15 protein-coding genes and 1 riboswitch are annotated in these 18,103 nt (G+C 31.1%); of the genes, 14 read left to right on the top strand and 1 reads right to left on the bottom strand.

The window, feature by feature from the left end:
- Window positions 1–164: 164 nt before the first annotated feature.
- From K7H06_RS15555 to thiM, 11 genes are all read left to right on the top strand, one after another.
- Window positions 165–959 (top strand): sugar phosphate isomerase/epimerase family protein, encoded by a 795-nt coding sequence (locus K7H06_RS15555; RefSeq protein WP_223036947.1) that lies wholly within the window; start codon window positions 165–167, stop codon window positions 957–959.
- Between the two features lie 233 nt (window positions 960–1,192).
- A complete protein-coding gene (locus K7H06_RS15550) occupies window positions 1,193–1,723 on the top strand; it encodes an ECF transporter S component (protein ID WP_223036946.1) in 531 nt (176 codons plus the stop codon).
- A 299-nt stretch (window positions 1,724–2,022) separates the two neighbouring features.
- Window positions 2,023–2,613, top strand: coding sequence for a DedA family protein (locus K7H06_RS15545; RefSeq protein ID WP_223036945.1), 591 nt, complete (start codon window positions 2,023–2,025; stop codon window positions 2,611–2,613).
- A 133-nt stretch (window positions 2,614–2,746) separates the two neighbouring features.
- Window positions 2,747–3,034, top strand: coding sequence for a hypothetical protein (locus K7H06_RS15540; protein ID WP_223036944.1), 288 nt, complete (start codon window positions 2,747–2,749; stop codon window positions 3,032–3,034).
- A 247-nt stretch (window positions 3,035–3,281) separates the two neighbouring features.
- Window positions 3,282–5,288: a methyl-accepting chemotaxis protein gene (locus tag K7H06_RS15535; RefSeq protein ID WP_223036943.1), complete on the top strand. Its 2,007-nt coding sequence runs from the start codon at window positions 3,282–3,284 to the stop codon at window positions 5,286–5,288.
- A 507-nt stretch (window positions 5,289–5,795) separates the two neighbouring features.
- Window positions 5,796–7,181 (top strand): aspartate-alanine antiporter-like transporter, encoded by a 1,386-nt coding sequence (locus K7H06_RS15530; protein ID WP_343216793.1) that lies wholly within the window; start codon window positions 5,796–5,798, stop codon window positions 7,179–7,181.
- Window positions 7,182–7,217: 36 nt separating this feature from the next.
- Complete coding sequence (gene scpC, locus K7H06_RS15525; RefSeq protein WP_223036942.1) at window positions 7,218–8,717, top strand: succinyl-CoA:acetate CoA-transferase ScpC; 1,500 nt, start codon at window positions 7,218–7,220, stop codon at window positions 8,715–8,717.
- Between the two features lie 28 nt (window positions 8,718–8,745).
- On the top strand, window positions 8,746–10,110 hold the full coding sequence (locus K7H06_RS15520) for an aldehyde dehydrogenase family protein (RefSeq protein WP_223036941.1): 1,365 nt from the start codon (window positions 8,746–8,748) through the stop codon (window positions 10,108–10,110).
- 842 nt (window positions 10,111–10,952) lie between these two features.
- Entirely contained in the window at window positions 10,953–11,909 is a 957-nt protein-coding gene (locus tag K7H06_RS15515; protein WP_223036940.1) for a LysO family transporter, read from the top strand.
- 77 nt (window positions 11,910–11,986) lie between these two features.
- A riboswitch (TPP riboswitch) is annotated at window positions 11,987–12,090 on the top strand.
- Between the two features lie 306 nt (window positions 12,091–12,396).
- On the top strand, window positions 12,397–12,966 hold the full coding sequence (thiW, locus tag K7H06_RS15510) for an energy coupling factor transporter S component ThiW (RefSeq protein WP_223036939.1): 570 nt from the start codon (window positions 12,397–12,399) through the stop codon (window positions 12,964–12,966).
- Window positions 12,911–13,741 carry a hydroxyethylthiazole kinase gene (gene thiM, locus K7H06_RS15505; RefSeq protein WP_425514923.1) on the top strand — a complete coding sequence of 277 codons (831 nt, stop codon included), beginning with the start codon at window positions 12,911–12,913 and terminating at the stop codon, window positions 13,739–13,741. Before thiW ends, thiM begins: the two co-directional genes overlap by 56 nt.
- 77 nt (window positions 13,742–13,818) lie before the next feature.
- Here the strand turns inward: thiM and K7H06_RS15500 are convergent, their stop codons facing one another.
- Window positions 13,819–14,454 (bottom strand): phosphoribosyltransferase, encoded by a 636-nt coding sequence (locus K7H06_RS15500; RefSeq protein ID WP_223036938.1) that lies wholly within the window; start codon window positions 14,452–14,454, stop codon window positions 13,819–13,821.
- 221 nt (window positions 14,455–14,675) lie between these two features.
- Here K7H06_RS15500 and amrA point away from each other — a divergent pair, with 221 nt between their 5' ends.
- From amrA to K7H06_RS15485, 3 genes are all read left to right on the top strand, one after another.
- Window positions 14,676–16,076, top strand: a complete 1,401-nt coding sequence (amrA, locus tag K7H06_RS15495; protein ID WP_223036937.1) for an AmmeMemoRadiSam system protein A — start codon at window positions 14,676–14,678, stop codon at window positions 16,074–16,076.
- Window positions 16,077–16,107: 31 nt separating this feature from the next.
- The gene (amrS, locus tag K7H06_RS15490; protein WP_223036936.1) at window positions 16,108–17,094 is read left to right on the top strand and encodes an AmmeMemoRadiSam system radical SAM enzyme; all 987 of its coding nucleotides are present in this window, start codon (window positions 16,108–16,110) and stop codon (window positions 17,092–17,094) included.
- Window positions 17,095–17,248: 154 nt separating this feature from the next.
- Window positions 17,249–18,085, top strand: coding sequence for an MBL fold metallo-hydrolase (locus tag K7H06_RS15485; RefSeq protein WP_223036935.1), 837 nt, complete (start codon window positions 17,249–17,251; stop codon window positions 18,083–18,085).
- Window positions 18,086–18,103: the final 18 nt, after the last annotated feature.

Genomic DNA, 18,103 nt, shown 5'->3' with positions numbered 1-18,103 from the left:
TATAAGAAGTGGGCATTTTATAAAAAATAAAGAGACATAAAGAAATCTATCTATAGGTAACAAAAAACATTTTAACGAAAATGATGTTAATATGGTAAGATAAAAGATAAGAAATATAACAAATAAGAAAAATACGTAGATTAATTTATGTTAGGAGGTAGCCTATGAAAATAGGATATGCAGCATCTAGTGGAGAAAGAGACATATTTGATACGTTAAAATATACGAAAGAGCATGGATTTGATTGTGTGGAACTTAATGTAAATATGCCCATTTTCTTTCCAGAAAATTTCACAAAGAGAGAGAGAGAACAAATTAAAAAATATAAAGAAGAAAATCATATAGCCATTACTTTACATGCTCCTGAAGATATTACGCTTTTACAGCTTCAAGAGGGAATTAGAAAAGCTACAATAGATAGATTCAAAGAGGTCATTGACTTGGGCTATGACATAGGGGCAAGTAGAATGACAATGCATATAGGAAGTGCAGTATGCTTTACCCTTACAGATAGAAAATCTTATTTAGATGAGTCTTATTGTGAAGAATATAAAAAAGTGCTTAAAGAGAGTTTAATAGAACTAAGTAATTATGCACAAGGTAAAATCTATTTATGCATTGAGAATTCAGGACGATTTCCAGAAAGAATTGTTCAGGAAACATTAGAGGAACTTTTAAGTCAAGAAAATTTATATTTGACTTGGGATATAGGACATAGTTATACGAATCAATACAATGAAGTAGATTTCTTCTTAAAGCATATAAAGTATATAAAAACTTGTCACTTACATGATCATAATGGGAAAAGTGATCATCAGATTATAGGTAGCGGCAATGTGGATTTTAAATGGCATATAGAAAAAATGAAAGAGTTGGATGTTTATTATATTATTGAAGTGAGACCAAGAGAAAATGCAGTAAAATCGTTAGAAAAGTTAAAAACAATAATAGATAAATGATTGATCAATAGAGATTTTGATTGAAACAACAAGGTGAGTGTTTATAAATCCAATAGAGAATAAAAAAAGCTGAGGAAAATTCCTCAGCTTTTTTCATAAAATAAACAAAACAACCAATACGATTCTTATATTGTACCGTTGACACGGTACAATATTTGTGCAATAATATGATTGTAACGTTTGTGTGATATTTTAACAAAAATGGATGTAAGTAATAAAGGAGGAAAAAATCAATGAATAATAATGGTTGGACAACAAGAAGAATGGTATTGTTAGGTTTATTTATAGCAGTGAATATGGCAGCTACTTATATTCATATTCCTGTAGGACCTAGTATGATGCATCTAGGAACAACAACTCTTTTTATAACAGCACTTATTTTAAATCCAGCTGATTCAGCTATTGCAGCAGGTGGTGGGATGTTCTTATTTGATATTTTCGGAGGATATTTTAGCTATGCACCCTTTACTTTAGTGATTAAGGGATTAATGGCGTATGTTGTAGCTAAAATTGTTCAAAGTAAAGATTATAAGGGTGTAAATATGAAGATCAACTTTTTAGGATATGTAATTGGAGGAGTTATTTCATTAGCAGGATATTACCTAACAAATGTATACTTTTGTGGAAACTTTATTGCACCTATTGCAAAAATACCAGGGTCACTACTTACTACAAGTATCGGATTAGTGATTGCATTACCTATAGGAATACAAGTGAAAAAAGCTTTTATGAAGGTAGACCCAAAAGCATATAATATAAATTAATAAAAGACTCAAGGGATTATTAATCCCTTGAGTTTTTTTATTAGATAGCATATTTTTTCTCATCGGAAATAACTAGTCTTTTTCTCAAAGGCCTGTATATTCTAATAGAAGAAAATAATTAAATTGAAAAAAGCAGAAACCATTGAGTTTAAAGGGAACTTTGCATTATAATAAAATAGATGACAAAAAAAGATTTTTTTTGTATATACCATTGACATTTTTTGATAAAATCTGCTAACTTTTAATAGGGTTTATTTTTAGTGGAGAAAAATAAGATGACAGAATAAGGAGGAATCAAGTTGCTCCAAGAAAAAATATTGTATTTGATTTCCGTTTATGGATATATAGGAATATTTTTAGCTTTAGTATTTGGAATTATAGGACTTCCAATACCTGATGAGGTACTATTAACCTTTGCAGGTTTTTTAGTTACCAAGGGAAAAATGGATTTTTTCTGGGTCGTTTGTATTGCTTTTATAGGAAGTATCATAGGGGTATCTGTTAGCTATATGATAGGCTATTGTTTGGGATGGCCATTCTTGAAGAAATATGGGAAATACTTACATATTGATGATAGATCTTTTTATAAGACTGAAAAATGGTTTGATAAATATGGAAAATATGCCATTGTTATAGGTTATTTTATTCCAGGGATTCGTCAGTTGAATGCTTACTATGCAGGGATTACAAAGAGGCCCTATATGAGATTTGCTTTTTATGCCAATGTGGGAGGATTCCTTTGGGTAACTACATTTGTTACATTAGGGGTTTTTGTAGGTGAAAGATGGGAAGTTTGGGTTCAAAGCTTTCATAGATTAGCTGTAGTTGTTTTAATGATTATTTGTATGGGCATGGGGATATACTATGTTTTAAGAAAGAAAAGCAAATAAGTAGTTGAGGAACATTTATGAAAAATTAGCAATTAGAATTCTTTTCCATATACATATTGGAAAATAGCGCAAAAAGTTGTAAAATAATAGTGAATACTATAAACCTTAAAAAAGGAAGGTAGGCGCTATAAATATGATGAAAGAGGAAGGCTCTTCTCAATTGTGTGTGGAAGCACATTGGTACATAAGGAAAATAGAGAGTAGATTAAAAGATGTAGTACACAACAATTTACTAGAAGAAAGAGACTTAGAAACCATCAAGGAAATTTATAATAAGGTAAATGATATTTTTAAACGTCAGGTAGAAATCTTAGATGATCAAGAATCAAATAAACTTTCATGTTTTAGCATACAGGATGAAAAAATAATTTCTGAAAGAATAGATGCATTAGAAGAATATTATGACCACTATGTTTTTTAATAAGGAGCAGGAGATTTAAGGTAGGTTAGCCTATGAATCTCCTGTTTTTTATTAATAGGCAAAACATTGAAATAATCCATTAAATGTAATATACTATTAGGAACAAAATGCATACCAAGATAAACTAACTACTGTTAGGTAGGGGAGTTTTATAAAAAATTTTAAAGAAGAGGATGTGAAAAGTGGCTCTAAAAGATGAAATAGCGTATTTGATAAATGATCAATATATATAAGGAGGAGATGAAAGATGAAATGGAAATTTAGTGATTTAAAAATCAGAACAAAAATGCTTATAGGATTCTTGTGCGTATTAATCCTTTCCATGTCTTTAGGAGGAATAGGATATGTATATATAACAGATATTGCCCAGCATTCAATACCAATAATCTTAAAAAATAATGAAACTTTTGAACATATTTTAGGAATGAGAAAAAATGAAAAAGATTTTTTACTATTAGATAAAACGAATTTAGAATTTTTTAAAACGGGAAAAAGTGAACAACTCAATAAATTTGAAGAAAACTATCAAGAAGTTATTAAGAATATAGAAAGTTTAAGAAAGCATGAAGATCTTATTGGAAATAAGGAAATTATAGAAGATTTGGATAAAACCATTGTTTTGATTCAACAATATCATGATACATTTTTAAAAGTAACAGATAAAGTAAAAACAAGAGGATTCAAGGATTATGGATCTATTGGAGAAATGAGAAATTCCATTCATCATGTGGAAGATGCTTTAAAAAATATACAAGGCAATAAAGACTTACATATTTTAATGCTAGAGGCAAGAAGAACAGAAAAAGACTATTTATTGAGAAATGATGTAAAATATGTTGACCAATTTAATACAATCCTTTCAAAAATGAAATTATTGGTAAATGCTTCAAGCATTTCTGAAAAAAATAAATTAACTTCATTAGTGGATCAATATAGGGGTGACTTTAATAAAGTAGTATCTATTGATCAAGAAATCGGTTTAAGTAATACAGAAGGGTTAACAGGACAGTATAGAAATACAGTACATAGTCTTGAACCCTTATTGAAAGAAGTTAATGAAGACATTAAAGGGTTAATCGGAAATCAAGTTAAATCTGCTGCAAGAATAATTGTAACGGTGATTATTCTGACTATGGGAATATCTCTAATTTTAGCTGTATTTATTTCAAAATTAATCACAAGACCTATTGATCAAACCAATGATATGTTAAAAGATATTGCTAAAGGAGAAGGGGATTTAACTAAGCGTTTAGAAGTGAATTCAAAGGATGAATTGGGTACTCTTTCAAAATGGTTTAATCTATTTGTTACAAAAATAAAAGATATGGTAGCGCAAGTGAAAAAAGATGCAAATACCCTATCCGAATCCTCTCATGAATTGGCTGCTGCAATGGAGCAAGTAAATCAAAGTATAGAAAGTATTGCCAATGAAATAAATACTGTATCTGATGGATTGCAAAGTAATGCAAGTGTTATTGAAGAAGCAACTGCAGGCATTGAAGAAATAGCTAGCGGAGCTGTGATTGTATCAAAAGAATCACAAAATGTTGCTAAGAATAGTGAAGAAGCATTAAAGGCTGCTCATTATGGTGTTGAAAAATTAAAGGATGTTGTTGGAGCTATTGATAAGGTGAAGGATTCTTCAAATAATATGTATATAATCGTTGAAGAACTGAACAATTCATCTTTAGAAATTAGTGAAATTGTTTCAATGATTACAAATATTTCTGAACAAACCAATTTACTTGCATTAAATGCAGCTATTGAAGCAGCACGTGCAGGAGATGCAGGCAAAGGATTTGCAGTAGTAGCTGAGGAAGTGAGAAAACTTGCGGAAGAAAGTAAAAACTCAGCAGATAAGATTACCCTATTAATTCATGAAATTGAAAATAAGACAAAAAATGCTCATGATACAATGAAAGAAGAGCAGGAAATTGTAGATATAAGCGTGGAAAAAGCAAGAGAAACCAATGAAGAGTTTGATAAAATTTTAAAAGTAATAGAAGAAATAGCAGATAAAATGAAGACAATTTCTGATTCTTCTATGCAACAATCAGAAATAGCTGAAGATATGGCGAAAGCTATGGATGAGTTTTCTCAAACTACTCAAAATAGTGCTTCTTCGTCTCAACAAATCAGTATGGAAATTCAAGAACAGGTAAGTACCTTTGAAGAAGTCAGTGCGAATATTGAAGCATTAAACAATATGGCTAAAAATTTAAAAGAGCAAACGGATACTTTCAAAGTTAAATAGGGGCTAAACAATGCCCCTTTTTTTACAGTAAATTTAAATACTAATGATTTAATTTGCATCCTATAAAAAATAATAAAAAAAATCAAAAAAAAGGTTTGAATATTATAAAAAACCGTGTTAAAATATTAACAAAATACTGATGCACAAGTATACAAACAAAGAGTTGATGAACAAAAATATTTTTTTTGCCATACATAGTTAATTAATTAACATAAAAATTTACTATGGCAAAGAATTGGAAAGGGAATTCTCAATAAGAACTAAAAAAATCAGAGGTAAAATGATAAAAAAACCGGTTTGAATAAAATAGCTCCTGTTTTCACAAGATATCTGCTATATAAGTAAAAGTTTTCACAGCTAAAAGGGTAAGGATAAAGTTATATGTGCACAAAGTTATTTTTTTTCAATTTAAACGTTAGTTATTTAACAAACAAAAAAACATAATAACTTACAAAAATGGATTTATCAATGAAATTCTAACAGCAAAAGAAAGAGAGGGAAAATAATATGATGAAATTTGATGTAGTTGCTTGGATTACAAACCCATTTGTACTAATGTTTATAGCCGTTTTTACAGGAATGTTGTTTGGAAAAATAAAATTTGGAAAATTTAATTTTGGTGTATCAGGAACTTTATTTTCAGGACTTTTGATTGGTTGGTGGGTACTCAAATATGCTAAAGGATTTGAGGAAGGAGATACTGGTTTTAAGGCTGCTTCGAAGCTTATAAAGGCTGGTGTTGTGGATAAAAACTTTTTTTATCTATTCTTGATTCTGTTTGTTGCTGCAGTGGGACTATTAGCAGCAAAGGATATGGGAGCAGTACTAAAAAAATATGGAACAAAATTTGTTGTATTAGGATTTTTGATTACTTTCTTAGGTGCATCTGCAACCTATGGGATGACTCTTTTAAGCCCAGCATTAGGACTTAGCTCTAATCCATATGAAATATCTGGCGTTTATACAGGAGCATTAACAAGTTCCCCTGGACTTGCAGCAGCTATTGAGACAGCAAAGGGGCATGCTACTCATAAGGGTGAAGAGTATGATTCAATGAATGATGCTGAAAAGGCAAAAATCCTTTATGTATTAGATTCAGAAGGTCAGTTAACACCAGAAAATACAAAAACATTATCAGTTGAGCAAAAAGAACAATTAGTAAAAAATGCTGAAGCAGGAATTGGTGTAGGTCATGCTATTGGATATCCATTTGGTGTTCTAATCGTAATTATTGCCGTAAATTTCTTCCCAAGGATTTTTGGTATGGATGTAGAAAAGGAACAAAAAATGTTTAGAGAAGAAATGGCAGAAGCAAAAGCATTAGCAGGAGGGAAAGAAATCAAAGAAACTTCTTTTGACCTTATTGCCTTTTGTGTAGCTTGTTTCTTTGGATATACCTTAGGTAAGATAAAAATTGTACTTCCCTTTTTAGGAGATTTTAGTCTAGGTTCTACAGGTGGTGTTTTAGTAGGTTCATTGATTCTTGGACATATAGGAAAAATAGGGTTTATGAATTTTAGAATGAATAATAAGATTTTAGGGGTTGTGAGACAACTATCTCTTGCATTTTTCCTAGCTATTGTAGGTCTTAGATATGGGTTTAAAGTATTTGATGCATTACTTGGGACAGGATGGTATTTAGCAATTGTATCACTAGTAGTAGGGATTGTTGCAATGACAATCGGCTTCTTTATCGGAAGATATGTATTAAAAATTAATTGGATTATGTTATCAGGAGCAATCTGTGGAGGAATGACATCAACGCCAGGACTTGGTGCTGCAGTTGATGCAATTGGTAGTGATGATCCTGCTGCAGGATATGGAGCAACGTATCCATTTGCATTATTAGGAATGGTTATCTTTACAATTATACTTCATAATTTACCAATGTAATTAGAGTGATAGAGATAAAAGATTGGGGGAATCGACATGAAATATGGTGACAGAATAAGAAATAAGGATTTAGTTAGTAAAATAGCAACAGCAGAAGAATTAGCTAAGTTGATAGAGGATGGAATGATTATTGGTGTTAGTGGATTTACACCATCAGGATACCCAAAAGCAGTACCCTTAGCTCTTGCAGAAAGAGTAAAAAACAGTGGAGAGAAAATGAGTCTAGGAGTATATTCTGGTGCTTCATTAGGGCCAGAAGTAGATGGCGCTTGGGCAGAAGCCGGGATCATTGCTAAAAGACTTCCTTATCAAACGAACAGCACATTAAGAAATGCTATTAATAATGGACAAGCAGAGTATTTAGATATGCATTTAAGTCATACACCTCAATATGTAAGCTATGGAATATTACCAAAGGTTGATGTGGCAATTGTTGAAGCTGTAGCTATTACAGAAGAAGGACATATTATTCCTACTACAGGAGTTGGAAATACACCTGTATTTGTAAAGCAAGCAGACAAAGTTATCGTAGAAATTAATATGAAAAAACCTTTGGCATTAGAAGGCATGGCAGATATTTATATGCCACAAAGTCCTCCAAATAGAGAACCTATTCCCATTACAAAGGCAGATCAAAGAATAGGAACTACCTTTATTCCATGTGGATTAGATAAAATTGCAGGGATTATAATAACAGATTTACAGGATAAAACTAGACCCCTTACGCCAGTAGATGAGGTATCTAAAAAAATATCAGCTAATATATTAAAGTTCTTAGAAAAAGAAGTAGAACTAGGAAGACTTCCAAAGAACTTACAACCAATCCAATCAGGTGTAGGAAGTGTAGCAAACGCAGTACTTTATGGATTATGTGAATCAAGTTTTGAAAATCTTACATGCTATACAGAGGTTGTTCAGGACTCAATGCTTGAGTTACTAAGATGTGGAAAAGCGAAAATGGCATCTACTACATCTATAAGCCCTTCACCAGAAGGATTAGTACAATTTGAAGAAGAGATTGACTTCTTTAAAGACAGAATTATTTTAAGACCACAAGAAATTAGTAACCATCCAGAGGTGGCAAGAAGACTGGGCGTAATTGCTATGAATACAGCTCTAGAGCTTGATATATACGGAAATGTTAATTCTACTCATGTAATGGGATCTCGTATGATGAATGGAATTGGTGGTTCTGGAGATTTTGCTAGAAATGCATACCTTACAATATTTACAACCGCATCTATTGCAAAAAATGGAGATATTTCATCTATTGTACCAATGGTTTCACATGTGGATCACACGGAGCATGATGTGATGGTTATTGTAACAGAACAAGGTGTTGCAGATTTAAGAGGACTGAGTCCAAAAGAAAGAGCTAAGGAGATTATCAATAATTGTGTACATCCAGATTACAAAGAAAAATTATTAGATTATTATAATAGAGCTTATGAAAGTGGATATAAGCATACACCACATATATTAGAAGAAGCACTTTCATGGCATACAAAGTTTATGAAAACAGGAAGTATGAAATAAATTTATATAAATGAAAGGGGATTTTATCATGACTCATCAAGAATATATTTTAGGATTATTAGAAAATGCAAAGAAAGCCCAAAGAGAATTTGAAAGCTATACGCAAGAACAAGTAGATGCTATTGTCAAAGTAGTTGCAAAAACTGTTTATGATAATGCGGAAGAATTAGCAAAAATGGCTATTGAAGAAACAAGAATGGGCGTATATGAAGATAAGGTTGCTAAAAATAAAGGTAAAGCAAAGGTTATATGGAACAACTTAAAGGATAAAAAATCTGTAGGAATTATTGATACAGATGAAGAGCAGGGGCTTATGTATGTGGCAAAGCCAATAGGAATTATTGGAGCTGTTACACCAACTACAAATCCAATTGTTACGCCAATGTGTAATGCAATGTTTGCATTAAAGGGAAGAAATGCCATCGTTGTTGCACCTCATCCAAGATCAGAAATGTGTAGTAGACGTACTGTTGAGCTTATCAATAAAGAGCTTGAAAAATTAAATGCACCAAAGAATTTAATTCAAATCATTCATGACTCTTCTATAGAGCGTACAAACGAATTGATGAAGGTAGTTGACGTAGTATTAGCTACAGGTGGTATGGGCGTTGTAAAAGCTGCTTATTCAAGTGGAAAACCATCTTATGGTGTTGGAGCTGGAAATGTTCAAGTAATCTTAGATAGAGACGTAGATTATTTAGATGCTACAGCAAAAATTATTGCTGGAAGAAAATTTGACAATGGAATTATTTGTTCAGGAGAGCAAACTATTATTGCACCAAATGACAAATATGATGAAGTGGTTAAAGCTATGGAAGCGAATGGAGCATATTATATAGAAGAACAATCAGTAGTTGATAAATTTAGAAAAGCAATCTTTACTGAAAAGGGAATTATCAACAAGGATGTAGTAGGGCAATCTGTTCAAGATGTAGCAAAACTTGCAGGGGTTGAAGTTCCAGAAGATACAAAAGTTATTTTATTAGCGACAAATGGAATCGGTAAGGAAGATATTCTTTGTAAAGAAAAAATGTGTCCTGTAATGGCAGCGTTTAAATATGATACTTTTGATGAGGCATTACACATTGCACAAACAAACTTAGATTTAGAAGGAAGAGGACATAGTACAGCTGTTCACTCAAATAATGTAGAGCATATTAAAAAAGCAGGGGTGTATTTAACTGTAAGTAGATTAGTTGTAAATGCACCATCATCAACAACTGCTGGTGGATCATTAACAAATGGATTTGCTCCATCAACTACATTAGGATGTGGAACATGGGGGAACAATGCAATTTCTGAAAACCTTGATTACAAACACTTAATCAATGTATCAAGAATTGGTATGGTAATTGATAAGAAAGTCCCAACAGACGAAGAGATTTGGGCATAATAAAAAAGAATAGATATTACATTTAAAAAGGTGCTAAAATTGTCTTCTTTCTGGTAATGGTAAAAAATCATATTCCAACCAGAAAGGAGATTTTTTATGAGCACTTTTAGAAAAGAATTGTAAAAAGAAATGATCTTTTCACTTAATTATCTTGTCTTAAAGTTTCTTTTTTCATCGTCAATGGAAGCAACTAATGCAATCCCTGCTAAGAAAGTTAATCCTAAAAACATAAATACTAATTGAAACATAATAAATCCCTCCATTCATTTATATTTTATTTATTGAGTTAGTAATTAAGTACTTAGTTGTTAAATTACTTAATTTTGATTACATTATAGCACCAGTAATTCAAACCGTAAAAAGCCGTAATTTCCTGAAAAAAATTGAAAAACCGTTTACATTTATTAAGAGAGCGTTTGCATCTTAATGGAATATAAAAAAACGCATTATAGCTGCTTTTTAGTATGTATTTAGCTATAATAAATATAGAAATTTATCAAATACACAAAAAATAGTAATTAGGTCAATATATTTTGAGGAAATGATAAAAATTTCAGATGAAAACTTTTTTGATATTTTACGAAAATATTTTATGAAAGAATAGGTTTTCATAGAAGGAAATAATAGGTAAATTGTAGAATTTTACAAAATCATACTTTTTTTATGTTAAAAGAAGCATTAGCAGATTTATGAATATGGTTAGTATATAAGGGATTTTTCATATGAATATGTTGGTATTTACAATGAAGATTATAAAAGAAAAACAGGGTACATTTATCATAGATATTTTTGATAGATTATGATAAAAAAATCAATTTAATCTATTGGGGGGAGTATAGTATATGACTATTTTACCGTTTATTTGTTTAGGAATTGGGTTTATTGTAGGATTTCAAAAAATGACGGATAAATTTTTAAAAACAACAGATTTTATTGTTAATATAACGCTAATAGTGCTTATGTTAACAATTGGGATGAATATTGGTGTAAATAATTCGATTATGTCAAAGCTTAATATGATTGGGATCAATTGCTTTGTTATTGCTTTGCTGGCAATTATATTTAGTGTGATCTTCACATTGCTTGTTGAAAAGACAATACTGCCCTTAGATAAAATTAGAGAAAATTTGAATGCTGAAAATATGAATTTAGATAATGAAGTAAATGTTTCAGAAGAAGAAAAGAAAGAGCTGTCTCCATTAGTTTTAATTATGCCTCTGAGCATAGCTTTAGGTGTGATATTGGGATATTTTGTAATGCCGAAAGAAAAAGCTTACCTCCTTGGATATATTTTGACTGCAACACTGATTTTTCTTTACATAGGGGTGGGTATAAGTTTGGGAAATAATCGCAGCGTATTTAAATATATTAAAGTTTTAGGAGTGAGGATTATTTTTATTTCCTTAGCTATTTTTTTAGGAAGTATAGCAGGAGGATTTATAGCAGGGAGCATATTGAATTTACCCCCAGAGATTTCAGTCATGTCTTCTAGTGGCATGAGTTATTATAGCTTAACGGGAGCATATATGACAAAAGTGTATGGTATTGAAATAGGAACTTATGGGTTTGTGGTTAATGTTATGCGAGAGTTTTTCACGGTTTTGTTGCTCCCCTTATTGATTAAAATCAGTAAAGGAAGTCCTATTGCTGGGGGTGCGGCAGGTAATATGGATACTATGCTGATGCCTATTACAAAGTTTGTTGGTCCCGAATTAGGATTAGTTACATTAATAACTGGAACAATTTTAACATTTGCTGTTCCATTTGTACTTCCTATTTTATATGGAGTTTTTCAGTAGATACTATGTCTATTTTTATCATTGATATTTTTTAGCATCAAGATATTCTATTGCATTTAAGAAAATTATATGATATGATTTTTGAAAAGGGGAGCTTGTGCTACAGGCTGAGAGGAAGATTAACTTCGACCCATAACTTGATTCGGATAATGCCGACGTAAGGAAATATTTAGCTTATACGATTTGGTTAAAGTTTGAGAGTATGAGTGGGATACGCCTTATTCGGAGTATCCCATTTTTTATGCCTTTAGGAGTTATCTCCAAAAAGCAAAGGGGGAGCGCCCTGGGCTTTTGTGGCAAAATACAACTAAATAGCGAGGGAACTTGTGTTTCAAGGTGAGAGGAAGCTTTTGAGCTTCGACCGACCAGTATGGCTTATGTCATATAGGAAATTGCTATTTAGTTACGCTAAAATTGTACCTCGATGATGGTATTTATTTCCTATATGATAGTCGGAAAATAAATATTATTAGGGAGGTATTTTATTATGGAAAAAAACTCAAAATTATTAAAAAAAGTTATGTTGGCAATGTTGGTGGCCATGGGAGTTGTCATTTCACCAATTCTTCGTATTGAAGGAATGTGCCCTATGGCGCATTTTATTAACATTGTATGTTCTGTTATTCTTGGACCTTGGTATTCACTGCTTTGTGCTACATTGATTGGTGTCATAAGAATGTCTTTTATGGGAATTCCACCTTTAGCTTTAACTGGAGCAGTTTTTGGAGCATTTTTTTCTGGGGTTTTATACAGAGTATCTAAAGGCAAGTTGATTTTTGCTATTATTGGCGAGGTTATAGGAACGGGTATTATAGGAGCCATACTTTCATATCCTGTTATGACATTTATTTGGGGTAGAACAGGGCTTACATGGATGTTTTATGTTCCTTCATTTATTATGGGGACACTTATTGGAGGAACAATTGCATTTGTTTTTCTAAAAGCGCTAAGCAGAGCTGGTATGCTTGCAAAAATTCAGATAAGTATGGGGGCAAAAGTTTATGATAAACCAAGAGTTGACAATAAAAAAGCTATTGAAAATAAAGCAGGATATTAAATTAAAAAAACCACTTATCCACTGTATTACAAATCCCATTTCAATAAATGATTGTGCTAATATGGTTCTTGCTGTTGGTGCAAAACCCATTATGGCCCAGCACCCTTTAGAGGTTTCTGAAATTACTGCTATGTCTAAATCACTAGGGGTGAACCTTGGAAATATAACAGACAACAGAATGGAATCCATGTTGATTTCAGGTAAAATAGCCTTTGAAAAGAACATTCCACAAGTAATTGATCTTGTAGGTGTGGGGTGTAGTAAACTTCGCCTAGATTATGCAAAGAAGTTTATTGCAGCGTGTCAGCCAAGTGTTATTAAGGGGAATATGTCTGAAATAAAAACAATCTGTGGGCTAAAAAGTAATTCAAAAGGAATTGATGTTGGAGTATGTGATATTGTAACAGAGCAAAATTCTGATGAAAGTATAGAGATGCTAAAATCGTTATCCCTACAAACGGGTGCTATTATCGCAGCAACAGGAGTAGTAGATATAATAACAAATGGGACGCACACATATTTAATAACAAATGGCTGTGAAATGCTTTCAATGATCACTGGAACAGGCTGCATGCTTACCGCACTTATAGCAAGCTATATTTCTTCTGGGAATATATTGGAGGGCACTGTTCTTGCGATAGCGCTTATGGGAATATGTGGTGAACTTTCTCAACACGTTAAGGGTACTGGAAGTTTCAGAACTGAGCTTATAGATCATATGTTTAGTATTTCTGATGATATGATAGAAAAAAAAATAAAATATAAACTAAAATAAAAAGAAATACAGAGAATGAGATCGCTTTTCTTTGTGCTTTTGATTGAAGAAAGAGGATACTAGGTACCCTCTTTTTCTTATGATATATATAATTCATTAAGGATGTTCATGACTTCTTCATCTGTAGATTGTTCAAAATTTTTATAGTGCATTCCTACAGCATAAAACTCATCAGGTATTAATAGGCATATAATTTCATCTACAGATGCTTCTAAGCGAGCAATTGCATCAGATGATGCTACTGGTACAGATAAAATTATTTTTTTTGCACCATGTTTTTTTATTGATTTTATTGCAGCAAGTATTGTAAAACCAGTAGCGATGCCATCATCAATAATTATTACTGTTTTATCTTTTACCTCAGGAAAATTTTCATTTCCTTTGTATTTTTTTAACCTTCTTTTGATTTCCTTTGTTTGTTCATATACTTCTTGTTCTATATATTCTTGAGATATATTTAGCATATCTACATATTTTTCATTTAAAAAATATGCTCCATCTGAAGTTACTGCACCTATGGCTACTTCTTTATTTCGTGGTGAACCAATTTTTCTTGGCATGATTAAGTCCCATTGAAATCCAAATTTTTTGATTGTTTCATATGCTGTTACGATACCTCCTCTTGGGACAGCAAGAATGATAGAATGATCATCTTTAAATTTTTCAAGTTCTAATGCAAGCTTATTTCCTGCATCTCTTCTATCTATAAACATAATATCCACCTCTTTTAATATACATAGATATTGAGTATAAAATTTGTTATTTATATATTTAGTTTGAGTTAGAATGATAGAATTATTCTAAATATAAAATACATTACTCAATGATTTTGATATAAATGATAAACTTATCTCAATTTTTTAAAAGGTAAACAAATTCCTATGTAGTATAAGGATATAAGGGATTGTAAAAATTAAATAAAGAGGTGAGTGTTATGGGAAAAATATATGCTTTTTATACAATGCCTCATCCACCAATTATAATTCCAGAAGTAGGACGAGGCGAGGAAAAAAAAATAAAAGAAACATCTGATGCATGCTATAAAGTTGCAAAAGAGATAGCTCATATTAAACCAGATACAATCATAATCGTTACACCACATGGCCCACTTTTTAGGGATGCAGTTGCAATATCTGCTGGAGAGAACATATATGGAAATTTGAGCAAATTTGGAGCTGCACAGGTAGAGCTAAATTTAGATATAAATGTACCTTTAACAGAAAAAATAATTGAGTACTCAGAAAAAGAAAAGATTTTATCTGCAGAAATAACAAAAAGTTCTGCTCTACAATATGGAATAAAATATGAATTAGATCATGGTGCTATCGTACCTTTGTATTTTATAAATAAGAAGTTTTTAAATTATAAAGTAGTTCATATAACCTATGGTATGCTACCTAAAATACAGCTTTATAAATTTGGTATGTGTATTAAAAAAGCTGTAGAAGATAGTAATATGAAAGCAGTATTTATTGCTAGTGGCGATTTATCACATAAGCTTACTGAGGATGGACCATATGAATACAGTTCTTATGGAGAAAAATTTGATAAAGAAATTATATCTTTACTTAAAAATGGAGATGTCCTTGGTGTATTTAATATAGATCATACTACTGTTGAAGAAGCAGGTGAGTGTGGACTTAGGTCTTATTATATTATGTTAGGTGCAATGAACGGGTATGATATGAAAGGGAATCTTTTAGCTTATGAAGGTACTTTTGGCGTAGGCTACGGTGTTATGAATTTTTCTATGAAAGAGAGTAATAAAGATACTTATAATCAGTTAATAGAAGATAAGAAAAAAAGAATGATACAGAAAGTAGAAAGTATGGATACTTATGTAAGGCTTGCTCGTGAAAGTTTAACCCATTATTTGATGTATGGGGAGTATATGGATATACCTGATTATGCAAAGGATGAAATAAAGAAATGTAAAAGCGGAGTTTTTGTGTCATTAAAAAAAGAAGGTCGATTAAGAGGCTGTATAGGGACTATTTTTCCAACGACAGAAAATGTAGCTACTGAAATTATTAGAAATGCTGTGGCGGCTGGGGAACGTGATCCTAGGTTTAGTCCTGTAAGAGAAGATGAATTGGAGGAACTAGATTTTTCTGTAGATGTACTTACAGAACCACAAGAAGCATCAAGAGAAGAGCTTGATCCTAAAAAATATGGCGTAATAGTCAGAAGTGGGTTTAAATCAGGATTATTACTTCCTAATTTAGAGGGAGTAGATACTGTAAAGCAGCAGCTTGACATTGCCCTTCAAAAAGGAAATATATCTTCTGATGAAAATTATATGATTGAAAAATTTGAAGTCATAAGACATAGATAGCAGATGAAAATATTGAAATGTAGGTGATATTTTGTTACATGATGGATTATTTTATGAAAAATGGAATGACAAAATAAAATGTTTCTTATGTCCCCATAATTGTATTATAGATAATGATCAGTTTGGTTTATGCTCTGTTAGAACAAATAAAGTGGGTACTCTTAAAACTATAAACTATGGAGAAATAACAGCCATGGCAAGTGACCCTATAGAGAAAAAACCTCTTTATCATTTTAAACCTATGAAAAATATCCTATCAGTAGGAAGCTTTGGGTGTAATTTTTCTTGTGGTTTTTGTCAAAATTATGGGATAGCTCATCATAAACCTAAAAGTGAGTATGTATCTTCCGATAAGTTGATAGAAACCTGCTTAAATTTAAAGGATAATGTAGGTATAGCCTTTACTTATAATGAACCCTCTATCTGGTACGAGTATGTATATGAAACTTCAAAGAAGCTTAAAGAAAAGTATCCAGATTTTAATATAGTTCTTGTTACAAATGGATATATAGAATTAGAACCTTTATTAAAGCTATTATCTTATGTAGATGCTATGAATATAGACTTAAAATCTTTTAGGCAAGATTATTATAAAAAAATATGTGGTGGAGATGTTAAAGCTGTACTAAGAACCATTGAAGAATCAAATAAAAAATGTCATGTAGAAATAACCACATTATTAGTAAATGGTCTTAATGATTCTAGAGAAGAAATAGAAAAAATTTCTTCTTACTTAGGACAATTAGACAAAAATATTCCACTACACTTATCTCGATATTTTCCAACATATAAAATGGATCGTCCTCCTACAGAAATAGATGTAATGATAAAGGCAAAGGAGATGGCAGAAAAATATTTAAATTATGTGTATTTAGGAAATGTGTCTAATGCTGATCATTCTACTTATTGTCCTAAATGTAGAAAGCTTTTGGTAGAACGAAACGGTTTTTCCTCAAAAATTTATATTAATGATAATATATGCCCAGTGTGTGGATATGATATAAGAATATTGTTATAAAAAATTAAGGTGTCCATGAATTAGATATGGACATTTTTTGTTTTTACAAACAAAAATAGAATGAATGAGGTACAAAATACTGTGTCAAAAAACGATGAAAATTGTTTGAAAATTTCGTATAATGTAATCAAATACAATGAAAGGAGGGAAAACGTTGTCTATTAGAATTACAACTTTAATTGAAAATATAAGAGGAGAGCATTTAGGATTAGAATGTGAACACGGTATATCATTTTATATTAAAACAGATGATACAGCTGTTTTATTTGACACAGGTAAAAGTAATAAGTTTATAAAAAATGCTGAGGAATTAGGAATCGATTTAACAAAAGTAGAACATGTTGTTTTAAGTCATGGGCATTATGATCATACAGGAGGATTTAAATATTTAGTTGAAAAGATAGGAAATTCATTTGACTTCCATATTAGTAAGGATTTTTTTGATAAGAAATATGGATTTAATGGACTAGCATATCAATTTTTAGGAAGCAACTTTGATAAAAGATATTTAAGGAAAAATGATATTAATACTGAATATGTAACAGATGATATGGTTGAGATTTCAAAGGGCATATATTTGTTTTCGAATTTTAAACAAGTATATGAGTATGAAAAAATTAATCCACGATTTTATAAAGAAAACAATAACAAGCTTGTAGTGGATAGATTTGAAGATGAAATTGTAGTTGCAATAGAAACGAATAAAGGATTATTAGTGATTCTTGGGTGTTCTCATCCAGGGGTAGTAAATATTTTAGAGGCGATTATAAATCGTACTGGAAAAACTATATATGGTATTGTTGGTGGAACACATCTAGTGGAAGCAGATAATCAAAGAATCGTTCATACATTAGAATATTTTGAAGAGAAAAAAATAAAATTACTTGGCATATGTCATTGTACTGGAGAAAGAGCTATTAAAGAATTAAAAAAATTTAAAGAACAATTTTTTTATAATAGTACGGGAACTTCGATAATTATTGATGAATAATTTTTTATGGAGGTTGTT

The organism is Crassaminicella profunda (assembly GCF_019884785.1).
In the GTDB taxonomy this organism is placed as follows: Bacteria; Bacillota; Clostridia; order Peptostreptococcales; family Thermotaleaceae; genus Crassaminicella; species Crassaminicella profunda.
The sequence above is the reverse complement of the archived record's forward strand: the minus strand, read 5'-3'. Positions and strand labels throughout refer to the sequence as shown.

Bases quoted from the DNA above. Each gene is read 5' to 3' on its own strand.
- K7H06_RS15530 (WP_343216793.1), top strand. From the start codon at position 5,796: ATGATGAAATTTGATGTAGTTGCTTGGATTACAAACCCATTTGTACTA.
- amrA (WP_223036937.1), top strand. From the start codon at position 14,676: ATGGGAAAAATATATGCTTTTTATACAATGCCTCATCCACCAATTATA.
- K7H06_RS15515 (WP_223036940.1), top strand. From the start codon at position 10,953: ATGACTATTTTACCGTTTATTTGTTTAGGAATTGGGTTTATTGTAGGA.
- K7H06_RS15540 (WP_223036944.1), top strand. From the start codon at position 2,747: ATGATGAAAGAGGAAGGCTCTTCTCAATTGTGTGTGGAAGCACATTGG.
- K7H06_RS15550 (WP_223036946.1), top strand. From the start codon at position 1,193: ATGAATAATAATGGTTGGACAACAAGAAGAATGGTATTGTTAGGTTTA.
- K7H06_RS15520 (WP_223036941.1), top strand. From the start codon at position 8,746: ATGACTCATCAAGAATATATTTTAGGATTATTAGAAAATGCAAAGAAA.
- K7H06_RS15555 (WP_223036947.1), top strand. From the start codon at position 165: ATGAAAATAGGATATGCAGCATCTAGTGGAGAAAGAGACATATTTGAT.
- scpC (WP_223036942.1), top strand. From the start codon at position 7,218: ATGAAATATGGTGACAGAATAAGAAATAAGGATTTAGTTAGTAAAATA.
- thiM (WP_425514923.1), top strand. From the start codon at position 12,911: ATGATAAACCAAGAGTTGACAATAAAAAAGCTATTGAAAATAAAGCAG.
- K7H06_RS15535 (WP_223036943.1), top strand. From the start codon at position 3,282: ATGAAATGGAAATTTAGTGATTTAAAAATCAGAACAAAAATGCTTATA.
- thiW (WP_223036939.1), top strand. From the start codon at position 12,397: ATGGAAAAAAACTCAAAATTATTAAAAAAAGTTATGTTGGCAATGTTG.
- K7H06_RS15500 (WP_223036938.1), bottom strand. From the start codon at position 14,454: ATGTTTATAGATAGAAGAGATGCAGGAAATAAGCTTGCATTAGAACTT.